Origin of the sequence: Geodermatophilus siccatus (assembly GCF_900103785.1) — a bacterium.
Taxonomy (GTDB): domain Bacteria; phylum Actinomycetota; class Actinomycetes; order Mycobacteriales; family Geodermatophilaceae; genus Geodermatophilus; species Geodermatophilus siccatus.
The window spans coordinates 56,460-71,371 of the sequence record NZ_FNHE01000013.1; the positions used below are offsets into that span (position 1 = coordinate 56,460).

General features: G+C 76.4%; 13 protein-coding genes. 4 read left to right on the forward strand and 9 right to left on the reverse strand.

Annotated features, from left to right (window positions below; genetic code table 11):
* Positions 1-4 precede the first annotated feature (4 nt).
* Both BLS21_RS20795 and BLS21_RS20800 read right to left on the reverse strand, forming a co-directional pair.
* Positions 5-1,096 (reverse strand): FUSC family protein, encoded by a 1,092-nt coding sequence (locus BLS21_RS20795; RefSeq protein WP_175479683.1) that lies wholly within the window; start codon positions 1,094-1,096, stop codon positions 5-7.
* Between the two features lie 130 nt (positions 1,097-1,226).
* Entirely contained in the window at positions 1,227-1,982 is a 756-nt protein-coding gene (locus BLS21_RS20800) for a MerR family transcriptional regulator (protein WP_217636226.1), read from the reverse strand.
* Positions 1,983-2,073: 91 nt separating this feature from the next.
* On the opposite strand from BLS21_RS20800, the gene BLS21_RS20805 reads away from it, so the two are divergent.
* Positions 2,074-2,688 (forward strand): DinB family protein, encoded by a 615-nt coding sequence (locus tag BLS21_RS20805; RefSeq protein WP_091223056.1) that lies wholly within the window; start codon positions 2,074-2,076, stop codon positions 2,686-2,688.
* Positions 2,689-2,699: 11 nt separating this feature from the next.
* Complete coding sequence (locus tag BLS21_RS20810; protein WP_091223058.1) at positions 2,700-3,605, forward strand: haloalkane dehalogenase; 906 nt, start codon at positions 2,700-2,702, stop codon at positions 3,603-3,605.
* A 165-nt stretch (positions 3,606-3,770) separates the two neighbouring features.
* On the opposite strand, the gene BLS21_RS20815 is transcribed toward BLS21_RS20810, so the two are convergent.
* The 4 genes from BLS21_RS20815 to BLS21_RS20830 all read right to left on the reverse strand — a co-directional run bounded on the left by BLS21_RS20815 (position 3,771) and on the right by BLS21_RS20830 (position 6,714).
* Entirely contained in the window at positions 3,771-4,640 is an 870-nt protein-coding gene (locus tag BLS21_RS20815; protein WP_217636227.1) for an ABC transporter permease, read from the reverse strand.
* Positions 4,637-5,599, reverse strand: a complete 963-nt coding sequence (locus BLS21_RS20820) for an ABC transporter ATP-binding protein (RefSeq protein ID WP_091223060.1) — start codon at positions 5,597-5,599, stop codon at positions 4,637-4,639. Before BLS21_RS20820 ends, BLS21_RS20815 begins: the two co-directional genes overlap by 4 nt.
* A 42-nt stretch (positions 5,600-5,641) precedes the next feature.
* Complete coding sequence (locus BLS21_RS20825; protein ID WP_091223227.1) at positions 5,642-6,022, reverse strand: antibiotic biosynthesis monooxygenase; 381 nt, start codon at positions 6,020-6,022, stop codon at positions 5,642-5,644.
* Between the two features lie 92 nt (positions 6,023-6,114).
* Entirely contained in the window at positions 6,115-6,714 is a 600-nt protein-coding gene (locus BLS21_RS20830; RefSeq protein WP_175479684.1) for a TMEM165/GDT1 family protein, read from the reverse strand.
* A gap of 322 nt (positions 6,715-7,036) precedes the next feature.
* On the opposite strand from BLS21_RS20830, the gene BLS21_RS20835 reads away from it, so the two are divergent.
* A complete protein-coding gene (locus BLS21_RS20835; protein ID WP_091223062.1) occupies positions 7,037-8,140 on the forward strand; it encodes an MFS transporter in 1,104 nt (367 codons plus the stop codon).
* On the opposite strand, the gene yczE is transcribed toward BLS21_RS20835, so the two are convergent.
* Positions 8,133-8,756 (reverse strand): membrane protein YczE, encoded by a 624-nt coding sequence (gene yczE, locus BLS21_RS20840; protein WP_091223064.1) that lies wholly within the window; start codon positions 8,754-8,756, stop codon positions 8,133-8,135. The genes BLS21_RS20835 and yczE overlap by 8 nt on opposite strands.
* Before the next feature lie 58 nt (positions 8,757-8,814).
* Between yczE and yczR the strand changes: the two genes are divergently transcribed.
* Positions 8,815-10,248, forward strand: coding sequence for a MocR-like transcription factor YczR (gene yczR, locus BLS21_RS20845; protein ID WP_091223066.1), 1,434 nt, complete (start codon positions 8,815-8,817; stop codon positions 10,246-10,248).
* 126 nt (positions 10,249-10,374) lie between these two features.
* Here the strand turns inward: yczR and BLS21_RS20850 are convergent, their stop codons facing one another.
* Both BLS21_RS20850 and BLS21_RS20855 read right to left on the reverse strand, forming a co-directional pair.
* Entirely contained in the window at positions 10,375-13,089 is a 2,715-nt protein-coding gene (locus BLS21_RS20850; protein WP_245700630.1) for a diguanylate cyclase domain-containing protein, read from the reverse strand.
* A gap of 104 nt (positions 13,090-13,193) precedes the next feature.
* Entirely contained in the window at positions 13,194-14,849 is a 1,656-nt protein-coding gene (locus tag BLS21_RS20855) for a GGDEF domain-containing protein (RefSeq protein WP_091223070.1), read from the reverse strand.
* Positions 14,850-14,912: the final 63 nt, after the last annotated feature.

Here is a 14,912-nt window from a genome sequence, read left to right on the forward strand (position 1 = left end):
CCGGTCAGGCGGCCTGGGCCTGCCTCCGGTGCGCGCCGAGGGCGGCCAACCCGCGCCGGACCCCGACCGCCACCGCACCGAGGGCGAAGAAGCCGTCCTCGTCGGCGGGCTGGGTCGTGCGCAGCAGGGTGACCAGCCGGTCCAGCGCGGCCTCGGCTCCGGCGATCCGCTCGTCCCGGCGGTCGGGCGTCGTCCCGTCCGTGCTGTGGTACGGCGTACGGACCACACCGGCCAGGCCCGCCAGGGCGTCGGCGAGCACCCAGCCGGCCCCGGCCTCGACCCGGTCGATGCCGCGCCGGTGCGGCTGCAGCTCGACGACCAGCGAGGTGAGGTCGTCGACGAGGACGGCGACGCGGTCGACCGCCCGGGACTCCTCGCGGATGCCGGCCGCCCGGCCCTGCCAGCGCGGCGCCCGGGGGTTGGCCCGGCGGGCGCGCTCGACCTGCGCCTCGGCGGCGCGCATCCGGTCCAGCGTGCGGTCCAGCACCGTGGCCCGGCCGCTCCACTCGGCGGGGTCGGGCACCCGGCCCTCGCGCAGGGTGCCGGCGATCTCCTCGAGGTGCGCGGCGAGCTGCGACCGGGCGGTGGCGATCTCCTCGACCGCGCGGGTCAGCTGCATCGGCGGGAAGAGCACGGTGGTCACCAGCACGCCGATCGCGGCCCCGAGCAACGTCAGCCCGGCGTAGCGCAGCACGTAGGCGCCGGGGTCGTCGAGGCCGACGGTGATCATGAGGACGGCGGCGAAGCTGACCCAGCTGGCCTGCTCGCGCCACAGCTGCAGCTGCTCGACGGCGATCGCCACGGCGACGATGAGCGCGATGGTGAGGGCGTCGGGCACCACCCGCGTGACCTCGTACAGGGCCACGGCCAGTCCGAAGCCGGTGAGGATGGCCAGCACGCTGCGCCAGGCGGCGCTGGCCGAGTCGGCGATCGTCGGGTGCACGGCGATCACCGCGCCGAGCGGGGCGTAGTACGCGTACTCGCTCAGCAGCGGCGGCAGCAGGACGGCGACCTGCCAGGCGAGCGCGGCCGCCACCGCCGCCCGCACCCCGCGCTGCACGGCCGGCCGGTGCAGCTGCACCCACAGGGCTCCCACGGGGTCAGGATGACCGGTGCCGCAGCCCGCCGTTGCGCCGGGTCCCGGCGCCGCTGCGTTCCGTGAGATCTGCACACTCGCGCCCATCAGGCGTCCGATGGTGACGAGTGTGCAGATCTCGCGGGTTCGGTCACCCGCCCTGGCGGGCGGCGTTGGCCTGGACCGCGGTGCTCACGTACTGCGCCAGGCCGGGGGCGATCGCCTCGTAGGTCGCGGTGAACCGCTCGTCCTCGACGTACATCCGGCCCAGGCCGGCGTGCATCTCGGGCGGGCAGTCGTAGAACCACCGGCCGATGTGCTGCCGGTGCTCCTCCGCGACGTCCATCGCCTGCTCCGAGTCGGCCGGGACGCCGGCCCGCATGACCTCGGCGAAGCGCCGGTGGACGTCGTCCATCTCCTCCTTGATCCGGACCCAGTCCTCCTTGGTGTGGCTGCGGGTCCGCTGCTGGGACTGCGCCCACGCCTCGGTGTCCCCCCAGCGCTCCTCCGCCTCGCGCTCGTGGTCCTCGGACCAGCCCTCCCCGAAGAGCTCGAACCTCTCCTCCGGGGTCAGTGAGATCCCCATCTGTCTCGCCTCCATCTCCTTCTCGACGGCCGCGACCACCGCCCGCGTCCGCTCCAGCCGGTCGAGCAGCAGCCGGTGCTGGCGGCGCAGGTGCTCGGCCGGGTCGGCGGCGGGGTCGTCGAGCAGGGTCGCGACCTCCTCGAGGGGGAACCCGAGCTCGCGGTAGACCAGCACCTGGTGCAGCCGGTCCAGGTCGGCCGGCGAGTACCGCCGGTAGCCCGCAGTCGTCCGGCCGGACGGCGACAGCAGTCCGATCCGGTCGTAGTGGTGCAGCGTCCGGACCGTCACACCGGCCAGCGCCGCGACCTCGCCCACGTTCACGGGTGTCCTCCCTCCTGACGCCGACCAGTGCACGGCCTGACGTCGCGTCAGGGTCAAGCGTGCTGCCGGTGTCGTGCGCCAGGCTGCTCGCATGGACGAGAAGAGCGCCCTGCGCGAGTACCTGCGCCTCGGCCGGGCCGCCCTGCTGGCCAAGCTCGACGGCCTGGGCGAGTACGACGTCCGGCGGCCGATGACGCCGACCGGCACCAACCTGCTCGGGCTGGTCAAGCACGTCGCCTACGTGCAGCTGGGCTACTTCGGCGAGGTCTTCGGCCGGCCGAGCGGCCGGCCCTTCCCGTGGGAAGCCGAGGGCGCGGAGGAGGGCGTCGACCTGTGGGCGGCGCCGGACGAGAGCCGGGACGACGTCCTCGAGCTGTTCCGGTTCGCGGCCGCGCACGCCGACGCGACGGTCGAGGCGCTGCCGCTGGACGCCGTCGGCGAGGTGCCCTGGTGGGGGGACGAGCGCCGGCACCCGACGCTGCACACGATCCTGGTGCACGTGTGCGTGGAGATCGCCCGGCACGCCGGGCACGCCGACGTCCTGCGCGAGCTCCTGGACGGGTCGGCCGGCCTGAGCCCGGGAAACAGCAACCTGCCCGAGCGCAGCGCCGACGAGTGGGCGGCGTTCCGGGCGCGCATCGAGGACGCCGCGCGGCAGGCGGCCGGGACCGCGGTCCCGAGCGGTGCCACGAGCGGGGATGGGTGAGGATCGCAGGCATGGCAGCCGACGACGTCTCGCCCGAGGACCCGTTCCCCCGCAAGCGCGTCCGCGTCGACCGGCGGGCCGACGGCAACCTGCACATGGCCTACGTCGAGGTGGGGGAGGGCGACCCGATCGTCTTCCTGCACGGCAACCCGACGTCGTCCTACCTGTGGCGCAACGTCATCCCGCACGTCCAGCACCTCGGCCGCTGCCTGGCTCCGGACCTGATCGGCATGGGCGAGTCGGACAAGCTGCCCAGCCCGGACCGGGGCACCTACTCGTTCTCCGCGCACGCGGGCTTCCTGGAGCGGTTCCTCGAGGAGGTCGGCGCGACCGAGCGGGTCACCCTCGTGCTGCACGACTGGGGCTCGGCGCTGGGCTTCGACTGGGCCCACCGGCACGCCGGCGCGGTCCGCGGCCTGGCGTTCACCGAGGCGCTCGTCGTCCCGCTGACCTGGGCCGACTGGCCGGCCGACGCGCGCCGGATCTTCCGCACCATGCGCGGGCCGGACGGCGAGGCCGCGGTGCTGGAGAACAACGTGTTCGTCGAGCGCATCCTGCCGGCGTCGGTGACCCGCGGCCTGAGCCCGGAGGCGCACGCCCGCTACCGCGAGCCCTTCGCCGACCCCGCGCACCGCTGGCCGACGCTGGAGTGGCCGCGGCAGCTGCCGATCGAGAACGTGCCGCCCAAGGTCCGCGACGTCGTCGCCCGGTACGGCCAGTGGCTGCGCACCAGCGACGTCCCCAAGCTGTTCCTCAACGCCGAGCCGGGCTCGATCCTGGTCGGCCGGCCGCGGGCGTTCGTGCGCAAGTGGAAGGCGCTGACCGAGGTCACCGTGCCCGGCTCGCACTTCGTGCCGGAGGACTCGCCGCACGAGATCGGCCGGGCGCTGGCCGAGTGGATCCCGACGCTGCGCTGAGCGACGTCTCCGCCCGTGGTGACCGGACGGACATGCACCTGAGGAACCTCTCCCCCTGCTCACGGGAGGAAGCAGGGGGAGAGGTTCCTCAGGTGGTCATCGCCTCCTCCTGCCCGCCTTCGACGCCTCGGCGGTCCCCTGGACACGAGCGGCGCGGGTCCTCCCTCAGTCGAGCGCCCGCCGACGGAATCCCACCAGGCTCGTCACGCCGAAGACGACGAGGAAGCCGGCCAGCGCGAGGGCGCACAGCCACAGCGGCAGGTGCGGCACGTCCGGCGCCATCTCCGCGCGCAGCGCCTCGCTGACGTAGGTCAGCGGGTTGAGCGCGCAGACCACCTGGAACCAGCGCAGCGTGTCCAGGGACTGCCACGGGAACTGGGTGGACCCGGTGAACAGCAGCGGCGTCAGGACGACGGCGAAGACGACGTTGATCCGGTTGGGCTTCACGAACGTCCCGAGCGTCATGCCCATCACCGCGCCGACCAGCGAGCCGAGCACGAGGAACGCGGTCAGCAGCGGCAGGTCGCCCCACTGCACGGGCAGCGTGCCGAGCACCCACCAGCTGATCGGGAACATCACCGCGGCGGCGACCAGCGCCCGCAGCAGCGAGAACACGATCTTCTCGACGGCGACCAGCGCGGTGGGCAGCGGCGCGAGCAGCCGGTCCTCGATCTCCTTGGTGAAGGAGAAGTCGATGACCAGCGGGAAGGCGGTGTTCTGCAGCGCGGTGAGGAAGGCGGTCAGCGCGATGACGCCGGGCAGCAGCACGTCGGAGTACTGGCTGGTGGCGAACCCGAGCTCGACGAGCACCTTGCCGAAGACGAACAGCAGGAAGACCGGCTGCAGCACGACCTGCAGCAGGAAGGGCACCAGCTCGCGGCCGGTGACGAAGACGTCGCGCCACAGCAGCGCGCCGAAGGCCCGGCCGACGTCCGGCCGGCCCGGTGCGGCGCTGCCGACCCCGGCGGCCAGGCCCGGTACGGCGGTGTCGGTGCTCGTCGCAGCCCCCCGCCCCGAGGAGGTGTCCGTGCTCATCGCAGTTCCCGTCCGGTCAGGCTGAGGAAGACGTCCTCGAGGCTGGGCTCGCCGATGCGCACGCCGGTCAGCCGCGCGTGCCGCGCACCGAGCGCCTCGGACACCGGGCCGACCAGCGCCGCGGCGTCGCCGGAGAGGTAGAGGCGAGCCCGCAACCCCGAGCCGTCGGCCACCTGCTCGACCCGCTCGGCGAGCGGGGCGAGGGCCGCCAGCACCGCGTCGTCGGTGTCCTCGGCCGCGCGCGCCACGTCGATGTCCAGGGTGGCGCTGCCCGGCAGTGAGCGGGTGAGCGCCGCGGGGGTGTCCAGGGCGAGCAGCCGGCCGTGGTCCATGATCCCGACCCGGTCGGACAGCGCGGCCGCCTCGTCCATGTCGTGGGTGGTGAGGACGACGGTGACGCCGCCCTCGCGCAGCTCGCGGATGCGGTCCCACACGAACAGCCGGGCCTGCGGGTCCAGCCCGGTGCTCGGCTCGTCGAGGAAGACCACCTGCGGGGCGTGCATGAGCGCCCGCGCGATGAGCAGCCGCTGCGCCATCCCGCCGGAGTAGTCGTCGACCTTGTCCCCGCCGCGCCCGCCCAGGCCCAGCTGCTCGAGCAGCGCGTCGGCCCGGCGGTTGCGCTCGGCCCGGCCGACGCCGTGGTAGGCGGCGTGGAAGACCAGGTTCTGGCGGGCGGTCAGCGCGCGGTCGAGGTTGGACCGCTGCGGCACCACCGACAGCCGGCTGCGTGCGGTGACCGGGTCGGCGGCGACGTCCACCCCGGCGACGCTGGCGGTGCCCGAGGTGGGCAGCACCCGGGTGGTGAGGACGCCGATCGTCGTCGTCTTGCCCGCGCCGTTGGGGCCGAGCAGGCCGAAGACCTCGCCGCGCGCCACCGTGAAGGAGATCCCGTCCACGGCGTTGACCGGCCGGCCGGGGTAGCGCTTGACGAGGTCGGTCACCTGCACGGCCGCATCCATCGGCGGCCATGCTGCCACCGGGACGGGCGGGGACCGAGCGGGTTACGCGGACAGCGCAGCCGCCGTCTGCACCGTGGGGACGACACCGGCGGTGCCGGGGTGCGACCGGTTGCTGAACTCCCGCATCTCCGGGCCCCAGCGCCGCATCGCCGAGCGGTGCGGGTCGGTCCGGACGAACGCGCGCATCGCGGCCTCGTCGTCCCACCAGGACACGGTGGTGAAGTGCCGGGCCAGCGGCTGGGCGCGCAGGTACAGCGAGCGCGCGCCCGGAGCGGCCATGGTCTGGGCACGGATGGCCAGCGAGTCGCGGAAGAACGCCGGGACGTCGCGGAGCCGGCGCAGGTGCAGGTGGGTGACCACGACGACGCCCGGGCCGTCCCCGACGTGCTCGGCGGTCCACGGCAGATCGGGGATGACGGCCACGGCGACCTCCTCGGTGTCGTCCCCGTGGGTCGCCAGGCTAGGTCCCGCCGGCACGGCCGTGGAGTGGCCTTGGGCCCGCCCGGGGTCCTCCCTCAGCCCGCGAGGGTGCGCACCGTCTCCACCGCGGCGACGACGGCGAAGACGAGGAACAGCACCGCGGCCACCCGGCGGATCAGCGCCACCGGCAGCCGGTCGGCCAGCTTCTTGCCCAGGAACACGGCCAGGCCCGAGACGGTGAGCAGCGCGGCCCAGGACCCGACGAAGACCGACACCGGGTCGTCCAGGCGCGCGGCCAGCCCGGCGGTGGCCAGCTGCGACAGGTCGCCCCACTCGGCGGCGAACAGAACGCCGAAGGAGATGGCGGCGACCCGGAGGAACGACGTCCCCTCCTTGCCGGCCGCCACGTCGTCGGCCTCCTCCGGGCCCTCCGTCGCGCTGCGCCACAGCAGGACGGCGCCGGCCAGGAAGAGCACCGCCACCACCCCGCTGACCAACGCCTCGGGCAGCAGCGACAGCAGGCTGCCCGCGGTCACCGCGATGGCGACCTGCAGGCCGAACGCCGTCCCGACGCCGACGAACACCGGCAGGGGCGGGAAGCGGGTGGCCAGGACGAGGCTCGCGAACAGGGTCTTGTCCGGGAGCTCGACCGGCAGGACGAGCACGAAGGCGGTCAGCACGACCGTCAGGGACACGGGGTTCTCACTTCCGTCAGGGCGCTGCCGGACGGATGCGGGCAGCCTCCGACCGGCAGCTGCCGGCGAGGCGACTGCGGTCGAAGGTCTCGCCCACCCACGGCCGAGCGTGGGCCCGCTGACCGGGCGCCCGGGGGCGCCAGCGTGTCGACCAGCGGACGGGGGGCTACTCCCCTTCTCGGCCGGAGAGCCTAACCCAGCGGTGCCCGGAACTCGGCTGCGGGCCGGGGTGACCCGCGCTACGGTGCGCGCCGTGCCGTTCCGTTGACGCCCGGCCAGGGCATCCCTGCCGCCCACCGCCCGGCCGCTCGCGCGCCTGGCGGTGGGGTGGACCGCGCTGTCCGAGCTGGTGCCGCTGTACCCGCTCTACGCGCTGCTGTTCCTCGACACGGGGCTCTCGGCCGCCGAGATCTCGCTGCTGTTCGCCGCCTGGTCGGTCACGGCGCTGCTGACCGAGGTGCCGGCCGGGGCGCTGGCGGACCGTTGGTCCCGCCGGGGCGCGCTCGTCGCGGGCGGCGTCCTGGAGGCGGCCGCCTTCGTCGTGTGGACCGTCGCGCCGCAGTACACCGGCTTCCTCGCCGGCTTCGTCATCTGGGGCGTGGCCGGCGCGCTGGTCTCCGGCACGGTCGAGGCCCTGGTCTACGACGGCCTGGCCGAGGTGGGCGCCGAGGGCGCCTTCGCCCGGGTCAACGGCGCGATGACGTCGGCCGAGCTGCTGGTGCAGATCCCGACCGCGGCCGCGGCCAGCGTGCTCTACGCGCTGGGTGGATACCCGCTGGTGGGCTGGGCCAGCGCCGCGGTCTGCCTCGCCTGGGCGGCGCTGGCCCTGCGGTTCCCCGAGCCGCCGCGGGAGCGCGACGGCACGACGCTGGTCGCCACCCTCCGCTGCGGCGTGGCCGAGGTCGTGCGCGTCCCCGCGCTGCGGCTCACCGTGCTCGCGGTCGCGCTGGTCGGGGCGATGGACGCGGTGGAGGAGTACTTCCCGGTGCTCGCGGGCGACCGCGGGGTGCCCACGGTCGCCGTCCCGGCGGCCGTCCTGGGCATCATGCTGGCCGGGGCGCTCGGCGCCGCGCTGGGTGACCGGGCCGACCGGCTGTCCGACCGTGCACTGCCGGTGCCGCTGCTGCTCTCGGGTGTGCTGCTCGGGGCGGCGGCCGCGGTGCCCGGGCCGCCCGCGCTGGCGCTGGTGGCCGCCTCCTACGCGCTCTACCTCGCGGTGCTGGTGGTGGCCGAGGCGCGCCTGCAGGAGCGGATCGACAGCGCCCGCCGGGCCACGGTCACCTCGGTCGCCGGCCTGGGCACCGAGCTGGCCGCCCTGCTGGTGTTCGCGGCCTGGGCGCTGGGCGGCGTCGCGGCGGTGGCGGCGCTCGTGCTGGCCGTCGTCCCCGTGGTGGCGGCCGGCCTGCGCCGGCCGCCGGTCAGCTGACCCGGGCGGGGGCGCGGGGGAGGTCCATCGCCAGCCGGGGGAGCAGCACGTGCACCAGCGGGCCGATGGCCAGCGCGTACAGCACGGTGGCGACGCCCAGCGTGCCGCCGAGCAGCCAGCCGACGGCGACGACCGCGACCTCGATCGAGGTGCGCACCAGTCGCACCGAGCGGCCGCTGCGGCGCACCAGGCCGGTCATCAGGCCGTCGCGCGGACCCGGGCCGAGGTGCACGCCGATGTAGGCGGCGGTCGCGACCGCGTTGAGCGCGATGCCGAGGGCGACGAGCGCGATCCGGGAGGGGAGGGCCGACGGCTCGGGCAGGACGGCGAGCGCGGCGTCCAGCGCCAGGCCGATGACGACGACGTTGCTCACCGTGCCCAGCCCCGGCCGCTCGCGCAGCGGGACCCAGGCGAGGAGCACCAGCGCGCCGACGACCATCGTGACGACCCCGAGCGACCAGCCCAGCTGGCGGGCCAGGCCCTGGTGCAGCACGTCCCAGGGCATGACGCCCAGGCCCGAGCGCACGAGCAGCGCCATCGACACCCCGTAGAGCACCAGGCCCGCGTAGAGCTGGACGAGGCGGCGGGCCGGCCGGGCGGTCAGGAACTGGTGCATGACCCGATCCTCCGCGACGATTGGCCTGCCAACCACAGGCCAATCCGCAGGAGGTGGCATGGAGACGACGTCCGCGCGCTCGCTGGCCGTGCTCGTCGGCGACCTCGCCACCGACCGGCCGCCGCGCTACGCGGCGCTGGCCGGGCGCATCCGCCGGCTGGTCGCCGACGGCCGGGTGCCCCTGGGCACGCGGCTGCCGGCGGAGCGGGAGCTGGCGACGGCGCTCGCGGTCAGCCGGACCACGGTCACCGCCGCCTACACGCGGCTGCGCGAGGACGGGTGGGCCACCGCCCGGCAGGGCGCCGGGACGTTCGCGGCCCTGCCCGCCGGGCCGCACCGCGGTGCGTGGGTGCCCGGGCCGGCGGACGACGGGGCGATCGACCTCGCCCACGCCGCACCCGCGGCACCCGCCGCCGTCCCGGCCGCGCTGGCCGCGGCGCTCGAGGAGCTGCCCCGCTTCCTGGCCACGCACGGCTACCACCCCGCCGGACTGCCCGACCTGCGGGCGCGGATCGCCGCGCGCTACACCGCCCGCGGTCTGCCCACGACCCCCGAGCAGGTGCTGGTCACCAACGGCGCGCTGCACGGGGTCTCGATCGGGTTCGCAGGCCTGCTGCGGCGCGGGCAGCGGGTGCTGGTCGAGCAACCGAGCTACCCCAACGCCCTGCAGGCCGCCCGGGCCCTCGGCGCCCGCGTCGTCCCCGTCGCGCTCGACCCCGACGAGCCGGCCGCCTGGCTGGACGCCGCCGAGCGCACCCTGTCCGCCGTCCGGCCCGCGGCCGCCTACCTGATGCCGGACTTCCAGAACCCGACCGGCGTGCTGCTCGACGGAGCCGGCAGGGAGCGGCTGGCCCGGGCGCTGCGCCGCACCGGCACCCCGGCGGTGGTCGACGAGACGTTCGCCGAGCTGGGGCTCGATGCGGCGGCGCCACCGCCGCTGGCCGCCTTCGGCCCCGGCCACCTCTCGGTGGGGACGCTCAGCAAGGTGGCGTGGGGCGGCCTGCGGGTGGGGTGGGTGCGCGCCGAAGCCGACGCCGTCCGCCGGCTGACCGCGGTCGCGGTCCGCACGTCGATGTCCGGGCCGGTCGTCGAGCAGCTCGCCGCCTGCGCGCTCCTCGACGGCCTGGACGGGTCGCTGCCGGCCTGGCGCGAGCAGCTGCGCGAGCGCCGATCCGTGCTGACCGCCGAGCTGCGGCAGCGGCTGCCCGACTGGCGGGTGCCCGCGCCGGCGGGCGGCCTGGTGCTGTGGTGCGGGCTGCCCTCGCCGCGCTCCCGCGCGGTGGTCGCTGCGGCCGAGCGGCTGGGGCTGCGGCTGGCCGCCGGCCCGCTGTTCGGCACCGGCCACGCCCTCGACGACCGGCTGCGGCTGCCCTACACGCAGCCGCCGGAGGTCCTGCGCCGGGCGGTGGCCCTGCTCGCGCGGGCCGACGCCGAGGCGACCGGGGCCCGACCGCCGGTGGACGCCGCCGACGAGCCGCAGCCGGTGGTCTGACCCGGGCCCCGCCGGTGTCCCCTCACCCGGTGATCAGCTGAGCTGATCCCGCCGGGTCCTGGCTCACCACCGGTCGTGCGCCAGGACCCGCGACGGATCTCAGCTGATCGTCGCGGGGCGGAGAGCTCAGCCGCGGCGGTGGCTGCGGCGGGCGATGCGGGCGGCGAAGACGCCGGCGGCGTGGCCGTTGTCGATGTTGCTCACCACGACGCCGGGTGAGGCCGAGTTCAGCATCGTCAGCAGCGCGCTGAACCCGCCGAAGGAGCCCGGCTGCCCGGTCGACGTCGGGACGGCGACGATCGGCACGTCGGTGAGCACGCCGAGCAGGCCGGCCAGCGAGGCGTCGAGGCCCGCGACGACGACCAGGCAGTCGACGTCCTCGGGCAGCGCGTCGCCCGGCAGCCCGGCGCGGAACCGGCTGCCGCCGACGTCGTCCACCCGCAGCACCGCGGTGCCGGTGACCCGCGCGGCGAAGGCGGCCTCGGCGGCCACCGCGAGGTCACCGCCGACCCCGCACAGCACCCCGATGCGGCCGACGGGCTCGGGCAGCGGGCCGACCGCCGCGGACATCGAGGCGGCGTCGACCGTGGTGTAGGCGTCGTGCTCGCTGGCCAGCGCGACCAGCGTCTCGGCGGGGGCCCGGACGACGACCGCCGGCCGGTCCGGGAACTGCCGGCGTGCCTCGCGGACCAGTGCGAGCACCTGCTCGGTGCTGCGGCCGGGTGCCCAGATGACGTCGGGCTCGGCCGGCACCCCGCGGGCCGGTGCGGCCGGCGGGACCGGCGGCTCGAGCGGTGGCGGTACCGCGGCCAGGGCCGGCTCGGCGAGGCTGCCCAGGCCCAGCGGCGGGTCGGCCGGCTCGACGAGCAGCGGTGCGAAACCGCTGCTCACCGCGGTGGGGTCGGTCAGCGGGGAAGGCTGCACGGCAGGGACCCCGGGGGCCGGCGCGACCGGCCCCGGGGAGCCGGCGGGCGCCGTGTCGCCCCGGGAGGCCCCGTCCGTCGCAGCAGTCCCGGCCGGGTCGGGGAGCGCGTCCGGCGGACCGTCGACGGCCCGGGTCTGGGTCACCGCCGACAGCCGGACGACGCGGTCGCGGCCGCTGCGCTTGGCGTCGTAGAGGACGCCGTCGGCGGCGGCGAACAGGGTGCGCCGGTCGTCGCCGCGGGTGGCCGAGGCGATGCCGACGCTGATGGTCACCGGCACGGGCATCCCGAGCGCCGCCCAGTCGGTCTCGGCGACCGCGCGGCGGCAGCGCTCGAGCGCGAGCTCCGCCTGCTCGGCGGTGGTGTCGGGAAGCAGGACGACGAACTCGTCACCGGCCCAGCGGCACACGTCGTCGGTGTCGCGGCACCCGGCCACGAGGATCTCCGCGACCCGGCGCAGGACGTCGTCCCCGCCGGCGTGGCCGACGGCGTCGTTGACCTCCTTGAACCGGTCGACGTCCACCACGGCCAGCGCCGGTGCCGCACCGCTGCTGAGCAGACCGTCGAGGGTGGCCTCGGCGTAGCGGCGGTTGGGCAGGTGGGTGAGCGGGTCCTCGTAGGCCTGCCGGCGCAGCTGCCCGGCGGCCCGCTCGGTCTCCAGCAGGCTCTTGCGCCGGCCGAACAGCTCCACCCAGCGGGTGCGCCGCTCGTCGACCCGGTCCAGCTCGTCGGCCAGGTAGGCCTGCAGGTAGGGCAGTGCCCGCCCCGCGTCGTCCAGCTCGGCGTGCAGGGTGCACAGCTCGCGCAGCGCGGCCCGGCGGACCCGCGGCAGGCCGTGCTCGGTCGCCGTGGCGAGGGCCTGGGCCAGCTGCTCGTCGGCGTCGCCGCCGTCCCCCTGCCGACGCAGCGCGCGGCCCAGGGCGAGCAGCGCCGCCGCGTGCAGCGCCCGGTCGCCGGTGGCGGTGGTCCGGACGGCGGCCCGCAGCGGGTCCATGGCGGCGGCGTGCTCACCCAGGCCCACCAGCGCCCAGCCGTGCACCACCTGCGCGGCCACGACCGCCTCGCCCGACTCCGGCGGCAGCAGCGTCAGCGCCTGCTCGGCCAGCGCGCGGGCCTCGGCGAAGTGCGGGGCGGCCGCGTCGGGGTCGCCGTCGTCGAGCAGCGCCTCGCCGAGCTCGGCGCACAGCTCGCCCAGGGAGCTGGCCGCGCGGGCGACGAGGACGTGGGGCCCGCCGTCGTCCGGCCGCGGCGCGTCGGCGACGGCCGCCGCGGCCACGGCGGTCTCGTGCGCCCGGCGCTGGTAGTCCAGCGCGAGCGGCATCAGCTCGAGGTCGGCGAGCACGCCGGCGAGGGTGGTCAGCGTCTCCACCAGCAGGGCGGACGGCGGCAGCGCGAGGTCGAGCAGGCTGGCCGCCTCCACCGCCTCGTCCATGGCGGCGTCGATGCGGCGCGACAGCAGCTCGATGCGGGCGTGCCGGGCCAGGCCGGCGGCTCGCTGCAGCTCGTCCTCGGTGGCGTCGAAGGCGGCCTTGGCCGAGCGCACCAGCGCGATGGCCAGCGCGGCGTGGGAGGCGCGCGGGTCGCCGTCCTCGGCCGCGGGAGCGCCGTCGATCAGCTCGGCCACGCCGGCGTGCAGGTCCAGCCCGGCCGCCGCGCCGGGTCCGGACGCGGGCCCGACGGGGTCGCCGACGAGGGTGAAGCCGGCCCGCCGCAGCCGCCGCACGAGCAGCTCGGCGCGCAGCGTGTCGGCCCAGGCCCGGCCCAGGTCGGCCGGACGGTCGGCGCCGCCGTCCCGCGGCGCGGGGGCCACGTAGGGGGAGGAGTCGGTGCCGACGTCGGCCAGCAGTTCCTCGGCGTCGTCGAGCTGCCAGTTGGTGAGAGCGGCGGTCACCCGGTGGTGCAGGGCTCCGGGAGGCACGAGCGCACTGTGCCTGCCGTTGTCAATGGAGTCGAGCACCGGACGAAGGGCACGCCGGGGGTCCGGGGCACTCCCGTCACTGCCGTCCCACCGGGTCCGCGCCGTCACGGGGCACCCTCGCCCGCGGTCCGGCCGCCGTGGGTGCGCACCCGGTTGCGCCCCCCGCGCTTGGCGGTGAACAGGTGCAGGTCGGCGGTGTCGAACAGCGAGCGCCAGCCCAGCGGCTCGTCCTCGGCCGCCGTGGCGGTGGCCACACCGATGCTGACCGTCACCGGCTCGGGCAGCTGCAGCTCACCCCAGTCCGCGTCGGCCACCGCGGCGCGCAGCCGGTCGACGGCGGTCAGTGCCTGGGCCTCGGTCGCCCTCGGCAGGACGACGAGGAACTCGTCGCCGGCCCACCGGTACACCTCGTCGCCGGTGCGGCAGTGCTCGCGCAGCAGGTCGGCGACCCGGCGCAGCACCTCGTCGCCGTGCGAGTGGGAGGTGTCGTCGTTGACCGCCTTGAACCGGTCGATGTCGACCACGGCCAGCGACACCGGCTCGGCGCCCAGCCGCATGCTGCCCAGCCGGCGCTCGGCGCTGCGCCGGTTGCCCAGCCCGGTGAGCGGGTCCTCCAGCGCCACCCGGCGCAGGTGGGCGTTCTGCCGCTCGGCCTCGCGCAGCCGGCTGCGCCGCACGAACATCTCCGCCCACAGCTCCCGGCCGCGGGCGAGCGCGCGGCCGGTGTCGGCGCGGTAGGCCTCCAGCCAGTGCAGCGCCTCGGCCGGGCGGCCCATCGCCGCGGTGCCCTGGCCCAGCTCCAGCAGGCACTGCCGGTAGCGGCGGCGGTCGCCGGCGGCGGCGAAGGCCCCGGCGGCGTCGACCAGCAGGTCGGTGGCCTCGGCGTCGTGGCCGCCGCCGGACCGGTCGTGGGCCAGCCGGGTCAGCAGCCGGGCGAGCACCAGGTCGGCGTAGCCGCGCAGCCACGTCCCGCCGTCCCGGTGCACGCGCTTGTGCGCGCGCCGCAGAGGGCCGAGGCCGTCCTCCACCTCACCGCGGCAGGCGATCGCCCACGCCTGGACGACGTCGAGCAGGTCCTGGTCGCCGTGCGCGGGCTCCCAGCCCAGGGCGCGGGCGGCCTCGGCGCAGTCCACTGACGTCCTGGCCAGCTCGCGGGCGCGCTCGGCCTCGCCGCGGCGGTGCAGCGTCTGCGCCAGCTCGGCGTGCTGCTGGGCGCACAGCTGCAGCAGCCGCCAGCGGTCGGCCAGGCCCGGCAGCTGGTCGGCCACCCGGGAGCCCTGGAGCGCCTGCGCCACGGCGAGCTCCTCGAGGTCGAGGGCGGCCAGGGTCAGCGCGAGCCACAGGTGGGCCTGGTGCAGGGCGCGGGACGGTCTCTCGGCTGCGGCGGTCTGGGTCAGCAGGCTGGCGTCGATGGCCAGCACCATGCCCGTGTCGGCGTGGTCGGCGGCCACCTCCACGTGGGCCAGGTGGGCCAGGGTCAGCGCCGTCTGCGCAGAGGGCCGGCAGCCGCCCAGGGCCTCGCGGGCAGCCGACACCTCGGCCGCGACCGCCCGGGGGTCGCCGTCGACCAGACCGCGGCGGGCGGCCAGCGCGTGCCGCCAGGCGGACCAGCAGGGGTCGGTCGCGGCGTCCAGGGTCGCGGCGGCGCGGTCGTGCTCGGCGGTGAAGGCGGCGGGGTCGTCGCGGTCGCTCGCGGACAGCAGACGCCAGAGCGCATCGTCGAGGTCACCCTCGGTGAGGCGCTCAGGGCCGGGGGTCACGCACTGCCTCCCACGACGGTGTCCGGCCGCTGTGCGGCCACGGGTCCGGTGACGAGCGTGGCA